General features: G+C 66.0%; 7 protein-coding genes. 4 read left to right on the top strand and 3 right to left on the bottom strand.

Annotated features, from left to right (window positions below; translation table 11 throughout):
* A partial coding sequence (locus tag ACESL8_RS07090) for a DMT family transporter (protein ID WP_372917260.1) occupies positions 1-749 on the top strand: 749 nt, incomplete at its 5' end.
* Here ACESL8_RS07090 and ACESL8_RS07085 read toward each other — a convergent pair.
* A complete protein-coding gene (locus tag ACESL8_RS07085) occupies positions 746-2,338 on the bottom strand; it encodes a M28 family peptidase (protein ID WP_372917258.1) in 1,593 nt (530 codons plus the stop codon). The genes ACESL8_RS07090 and ACESL8_RS07085 overlap by 4 nt on opposite strands.
* A gap of 104 nt (positions 2,339-2,442) precedes the next feature.
* On the opposite strand from ACESL8_RS07085, the gene ACESL8_RS07080 reads away from it, so the two are divergent.
* Together ACESL8_RS07080 and ssb are read left to right on the top strand one after the other, a co-directional pair.
* Complete coding sequence (locus ACESL8_RS07080; protein WP_372917256.1) at positions 2,443-3,822, top strand: DNA recombination protein RmuC; 1,380 nt, start codon at positions 2,443-2,445, stop codon at positions 3,820-3,822.
* Positions 3,823-3,992: 170 nt separating this feature from the next.
* On the top strand, positions 3,993-4,532 hold the full coding sequence (gene ssb, locus ACESL8_RS07075) for a single-stranded DNA-binding protein (protein ID WP_372917266.1): 540 nt from the start codon (positions 3,993-3,995) through the stop codon (positions 4,530-4,532).
* 17 nt (positions 4,533-4,549) lie between these two features.
* Here the strand turns inward: ssb and ACESL8_RS07070 are convergent, their stop codons facing one another.
* A complete protein-coding gene (locus ACESL8_RS07070) occupies positions 4,550-4,981 on the bottom strand; it encodes a DUF177 domain-containing protein (RefSeq protein ID WP_372917254.1) in 432 nt (143 codons plus the stop codon).
* A gap of 68 nt (positions 4,982-5,049) precedes the next feature.
* Complete coding sequence (locus ACESL8_RS07065) at positions 5,050-5,595, bottom strand: ubiquinol-cytochrome C chaperone family protein (protein WP_372917252.1); 546 nt, start codon at positions 5,593-5,595, stop codon at positions 5,050-5,052.
* A 90-nt stretch (positions 5,596-5,685) separates the two neighbouring features.
* On the opposite strand from ACESL8_RS07065, the gene ACESL8_RS07060 reads away from it, so the two are divergent.
* Positions 5,686-6,165, top strand: a complete 480-nt coding sequence (locus tag ACESL8_RS07060; protein ID WP_372917250.1) for an outer membrane protein assembly factor BamE — start codon at positions 5,686-5,688, stop codon at positions 6,163-6,165.
* The last annotated feature ends 11 nt before the right edge of the window (positions 6,166-6,176 follow it).

Genomic DNA, 6,176 nt, shown 5'->3' with positions numbered 1-6,176 from the left:
TGCTGCTGGGCGGCAGCAGGGGCAGCGAACGTGCCAAGGGTGTTCGGGCCCCGGCATTTGCCGGCGCCGCGGGGCGCATCATTGCTTTGGCGGTGCTGGCCGGCGCGGCGTTTGCGGCCGATTTGTCGGTGTGGCACCTGGGCATACTGCGCACCACGTTGGCCAATGCGACGCTGCTGGCCAATGGTGCCACCTTCCTGCTGCCGCTGTATGGGCTGGTCATCCTGAAACAACGGCTGACCGGCCCGCAATGGTGGGCGCTGGCCTGTGCAGCGGCCGGGGTGGCACTGCTGCTGGGGCGCAGCGCCGAACTGTCGCCCCGCCATCTGGCCGGCGATTTGCTGTGCCTGGCGGCGGCGCTGTTTTACACCGTCTATCTTGTGGCCATTGAAAAGGTGCGCGGCACGCTGGAGGCATTTCCGGCGTTGGCGCTGGCAACGCTGGCTTCGGCCATCGCACTGGCGCCGCTGGCGGCGAGCGGGGCGTTAGGCGGCATATTCTGGCCGCACGACTGGACCCCGATCGTGGGTCTTGCCATCGGCAGCCAGGTGATTGGACAGGGACTGATTGTGTACGCCGTGCGCCACCTGTCGCCGTTGGTGGTGGGGCTGACGCTGCTGGTGCAGCCGGCGATCAGCGCGATCATCGGCGCGTGGCGCTTTGGCGAAGTGCCCGGCCCGCTGGAATTGCTCGGCGCACTGATGGTGGTGGCGGCGCTGTTGATCGCTCGGCTGCCGTCACGCGCCTAAAATTTTAGCGGCACGTCCCAGCCGGGTTTCTGCAAGCGGTTGGCCACGGACAGCCCGGTGCGCCACGCCGCTTCGGCTTCCTGCGCAGCGGCCTGAAACGTGAAACCGCTGCCGACCTGATCGCAGGGCTGGTGGTAACAGCGCTGGTTGTAATCATCGATCAGCGCTTGCCCCGCCGCAGTGCCGACGGCCACAAGATCACGCCCGGCGCGGAAGGCCAGCGCCGGCACGCCGCGCGCCGCGAACGGGAAATGATCGGAACGGAAATACCAGCCGGCTTCAGGGTTGGGCTCGGGCACCACCACCAGGCCCATGGCCTTGGCGGCAACGCCCAGATCGGTTTCCAGGCTGGTGCGGCCGCCGCCGATGAGTTCCAGGCTGCGGGTGCGCGGCAATTGTACGTGCGGATCAAGATTGATTACCGCCACTGTGCTGGCCAGCGGCAGCAGCGGATTGGCCGCGTAATATTCGGCGCCGAGCAGGCCCTTTTCCTCCGCCGTCCACGCTGCAAAGAGCAGGGTGCGCGCGGGCCGCGGTCCGGCGACAAAGGCGCGGGCGACCTCGATCAATTCGGCGGTGCCGGTGGCATTGTCGATGGCGCCGTTGCGAATGGCGTCGCCTTTTGCATCGGCCCCGACATCGGCCACGCCCTGCCCGTTGGCATCCCAGTGCGCGCCGAACAGCACGGCTTCTGCGGGCCGTGCCTTGCCCTTCAGCTTGCCCACCACATTATAACTGGTGAACGCAGTCGCGATCAGCTGGCCGGAGGCGCTGCCGGTGGCGGGCAGCGGCACGGCGCGGAAATCGAGCTTGCGTGCCGCGGCTTTGGCGCTGGCGAGATCAAGCCCGGCAGCGGCCAGCAACCGCTGCGCCAGCGCACCGTCCATCCAGCTGGAAAAACGCAAATTGCCGCCGAACTGCGCCGTGCCCGGCACCATCTGCGGCACGCGTTCGGTGCCGATCAACTGGACCATCGGGTAACTCGCGGGGAAATCCTCGTGCAGCACGATGGCGCCCAAGGCGCCGGCTTTGGCAGCGGCACCCAGCTTGACGCCCACGCGCCCGGCATAGGTCAGCCGACGGCCTTCAAAGCCCAGATCGCTGCCGGCCTCGCCATCGGGATCGCCAGCGAGCAGCAGCACGATCTTGCCGGCAACATCGACGCCGGCATAGGGATCATGGCCGTTCGCCACCACGCCAAAACCGCCGAAAATGATGGACGCATCGGCAATGGCAGTGTCGCCGGGCAGGCGCAGCGCCAGCGTGGCATTCTGGCCGAGCATCACTGGCAGGGCGACGCCGTTCAGCATCACGGAAAGCGCCGCACCGGGCGCACGGTCCAGCCGGATCAGCGGCACCGGTTGCAGCCAGCTGCCTTCCGGCCCGGCTGGCTCCAGCCCGGCCGCCTGGAAGCGTGCCGCCAGAAAGGCCAGTGTCTGCGCCTCGCCCACTTCGCCTGGCCCGCGCCCGGCAAACGCGTCGGATGCCAGCGCTTTGGCGTCGTCGCCGATGCGGGCTGCCGAAAAGGCGAAAGGGGCAGCGGCAGCCGGGGCGGCCACGATCAGGACAGTGAGAAAAAGCTTGCGCATGACGCACACTTTGGGCCGCCAACCGGCGGTATGCAAGCGCTGGCGGGATCGCGCGGCAGCGGCTATGTTCCTGCCTCGTTCTATGTGCCAATGCGGCCAGCCAAATGGATCTGCCTGTGATCGAAGCCGTAATTGCCGTTGCCGCTGCGCTTTTGGGCGCGGCTTTGGGCTGGTTGCTGGCCATGCGCAGCGCCGCGCCCCTGCGCGAAACCATCGGCCGCAGCGCGGTGGAAATCGCCATGCAGCAAAGGCGGCTGGCCGAACTGGAGGGGGCCGAAAAGGCGCGTCAGGCGCTGGATAGCGAACTGGCCGGGATAAAGGCCAGCCAGACCGAGCGGGACCGTGCCCATGCCGCCGAACTGGCGCGGTTGCAGGAAACATTCGGCGCGCTGGCGGGCAAGGCCCTGGAAGCCGCGCAAGCCAAATTGGCGCAAAGTGCCGAGGCGCTGATGCTGCGCCAGCGTGAGGCGGCAGGGGCGGGGCTGGAGGCAAACCGCAACCAGCTGGCCGAATTGATCGCGCCGGTGAAGGACACGCTGGTCAAATACGAAGCGCGGCTGGGCGAAGTGGAGGCGGCGCGCACCGAGGCCTATGGCAATCTCAAGGCCCAACTCGCCAATGTCGTGCTGGGCCAGGATCGCGTGAGCGGCGCTGCCGCCAAGCTGGAAACCGCGCTGCGGTCATCGGGCAAGGTGGCGGGCCGCTGGGGCGAAGAACAATGCCGCAATGTGCTGGAAGCAGCGGGCCTGGTGGAAGGCATTGATTTTGAGAGCCAATGGTCGGTCGATAGTGACGATGGCCGCCAGCAGCGCCCGGATTTCAAGATCAATCTGCCGGGCGGGCGGGTGTTGGTGATCGACGTGAAATGCTCGATCGATGCCTATGTCAGCGCGGCGGAATGCGATGATATCGCGGCGCGGCAAACCTATCTGGTGGCCCATGCCCGTGCCGTGCGCACCCATGCCGATGGGCTGGCGAAAAAGGATTATGCCAAGGCCGTGGGCGGCGCCGTGGAATTTGTCGTGCTGTTCGTGCCCGGCGAGAATTTCCTTGGCGCGGCGCTGGAGCAGGACCGCAGCCTGATGAATGATTTTTTCAAACGCCAGGTGGTGCTGGCAGGGCCGGTGAATCTGGTGGCGGTGGCGCGAACGGTGGGGGCGCTGCGCGATCAGGCGCGGCTGGCAAAGGAAGCCGCCGAAATCGCCAAATTGGGCCGCGACCTGTATGATTCGCTGCGCACCATGGGCGGACACTTCAACGCGGTGCAGAAATCATTGTCCAATACGGTGCGCGACTGGAACAACATGGCCAGCAAGGTGGACAACCGATTGATGGGCAGAGCCCGGAAGTTCAAGGACATGGGTGCTGCGACCGGCCTCGAGGACCTTGCCGACCTTGCCGCTGTCGAGATCATGCCACTGCTGCCAAACTCGCCTGAGCTGACCAGCGGCTTGCTGCCCGCGCCGGCCGCGCCGCTGGAATGATCAACCAAGCACGCCGGCCGCTTCGATCTGGTCAGACATCAAGCTCGCGTGCGTGTTGGAACCGCGCAATCCTTCGCGTGCAATCCACAGTTATTGCAAGCGGGCATGCCCCTGCGCGGATTGCACCCTTGCCCCCCCGGCGCTAGGGTTCGGGCACAGCGAAGGAGATGATGATGGCGGGCGTCAACAAGGTGATTCTGGTTGGGCGATTGGGCAAGGATCCGGAATCCAAGAGCTTCGCCAATGGCGGCAGCGTGGTGCAGTTCACCATGGCGACCTCGGAAAACTGGCGCGACAAGGCCACCGGCGAGCGCAAGGAAAAGACCGAGTGGCACAACATCGTCATTCGCAACGAGAATATCGGCAAGGTTGCGGCGCAATATCTGCGCAAGGGCAGCGAAGTCTATATTGAAGGCGCGCTCACAACCCGCAAATGGCAGGATCAGAACGGTGCTGACCGGTATACCACGGAAATCGTGGTTGGCCCGTTCAAGGGCGAAATGACCCTGCTGGGTGGCCGTGAAGGCGGCGGTGGTGGCGGTGGCGGCCAGTCGCGCGGCGATGATTTCGGCGGCGGCGGCGGCGGTGGCGGCGGCGGTTATGGCGGCGGGGCACCGGCGGGCGGCGGTTCTGGCAACGGGGCACCAGCTGGCGGCGGCAAGCGCCCTGGCGCGTTCGACGACGATCTCGACGACGACGTGCCGTTCTGAGGTGGCCGCTGGGCGGTTTAGGGTTTTTTCAGCACGGCAAACGGGCTGCGCAGGGCGACTGCGTCGTCTTCGCTGATGACGCCGGCCACGTTGCCGGGCAGGCGCGGATAGGGATCAAGACCCAGCGCAAAGGCCTGGGCGGCGATCTCGCCCAGATCGATGATGTCACCGTCCAGCGGATCGACATCGAGATCTGCGCTGGACAATTCCATTTCGCCGTCGTCCTGCGCGGCCTCGGTCAAGAACAAGGCGATGCGTTCGGTCACCAGAAACGGCACCGGTTCGGCACTGGCCACGCACGGCTGGGCGCCGGCGCCGTGGACCTGGCCAGTGATGCGGATGCCGGCGGCTTCGCGGGTCACTTCAAGCGCGGCGGTCAGCCGATCGAGGCTGAGCAGCATGAATCGCGCCGCCAGCGCCGCGCGCTCTGCCTCATTCGCTTCCAGCATCAGGCGTTTAGGCAGGCCGCCAATCTCGTGTGCGCGTACGATGTGGCTGAATTCTGGAGGTAACAGGCTCAATGACTTGGCTCCATGTGGCCGGCGGCCAGGTGTGTGAAGGCAGTCTCGCCCAGCTGGCGCGACAGGCGCAGCGCCTCGCCGGTCACGAAGGCGAGGGCGGCATCGGCCACCGGCTCGCCGCGATACAGGTTGCGGCGCAGCGCCTGTGCCATGGCGCCAGTATCGCTGCGCGCGGCGCGGTAGGCGCCGATGCGGCCGCCCAGCGCCGCCACCATGCGCCCCATGTGTTTGGGCACCGCCTGATCGCCGATGCCGTCCTGGCGCAGGTTGCCGTCCATATCGGTGATGAAGCGATCGGCCAGATCGGCAGACAATTGCGCTGCCGGGTGGCGGGCGTCGTCGCCGGTGATCTCCTCCAGCCGCAGCATCAGCAGCGAAAGCACCAGCACCACCATGTCGAAACGGCCATCCATGCTGTCGGGCACGCCGCCTTCGACGTACCATTGCGGCCGGCGCGCCTGAGTGACGACGGCAGCATAAAGCTGCTCCACGGGCGACGGCGCGCCGCCGACAAGGCGTTTCAGGCTGGCAAACATTCCCATGCGATGACGCGCTAGCATAATCGTGCCGGCTGACATAATGAACTTGGCCAACAGGAGTGTCGCAGCGGGGCGTTGCGGCTGGAGTGTGGAATGAAGACGGGACTTGCCACTATTGCTCTGATTGGCGCGGCGCTGGCCGCCAGTGGCTGCTCGCGCATCAAGGCGCAGCAGGGTTATCTCATCGATGAAACCCTGTTTACCTCGATCCTGCCGGGTGTGGACAATCGCGAATCGGTGTCGCGCACGCTGGGCCGCCCCACCTTTGCTGCGCAGTTCGATACCGGCAGCTGGTATTATGTAAGCCGCCTCACCGGCCAATATGCTTTTACCGCGCCCAAAACCCTGCAGCAGCAGATCCTGATTGTCAGCTTTGATGAACAGGGCAACGTGGCCAGGGTGGAACGCCGCGGCATGGAAAAGATCGCCCGCATCAATCCGTCGGGCGACAAGACCGAAACCCGCGGCAAATCGGAAAGCTTTTTGCAGGAACTGTTTGGCAACGTGGGCCAGGTGGGTTCCGCCGGTGGCCCGCTGGGCGGCCAGCCGACGGGACGCGACGGCCCGCGCTGATCGTTGCGGCC

Origin of the sequence: Sandarakinorhabdus sp., assembly GCF_041689835.1 — a bacterium.
Lineage (GTDB): Bacteria > Pseudomonadota > Alphaproteobacteria > Sphingomonadales > Sphingomonadaceae > Sandarakinorhabdus.
This window is presented reverse-complemented; position numbering and strand designations above follow the sequence as displayed.